Source organism: Pseudomonas sp. SIMBA_068, from assembly GCF_046534705.1.
Lineage (GTDB): Bacteria > Pseudomonadota > Gammaproteobacteria > Pseudomonadales > Pseudomonadaceae > Aquipseudomonas > Aquipseudomonas putida.
The window spans coordinates 1-266 of the sequence record NZ_JAWRYI010000668.1; the positions used below are offsets into that span (position 1 = coordinate 1).

The 266-nt window shown below is 44.4% G+C and carries 1 protein-coding gene; it reads left to right on the forward strand.

Annotated elements, in window-relative coordinates:
- On the forward strand, nt 1-266 hold a 266-nt coding region (locus tag SB756_RS30910), incomplete at both ends, for an MBL fold metallo-hydrolase (protein ID WP_410913347.1).

The window sequence follows — 266 nt, forward strand, 5'->3', positions numbered from 1 at the left end:
TCTGATCGATGGCGGGCCAGGTGAGACATTCGGTCAATTAAACGGATATGCAATGCCCCTTCGCTTGCTTCTTGAACAACTCAAGGCAAAGGGAGAAGTTATTGATCTGGCTGTGATTACCCATGTCGACGACGATCATATTGGGGGCGTGCTTGCAGCCATGTCATACGAAGACTATTTACCTTCTCTAGTCAAAGAGTTTTGGTTTAATTCTTACGGACTTATCTGCTCAGCGATTGAACAAGCTAATGATCACAAAAATGAAG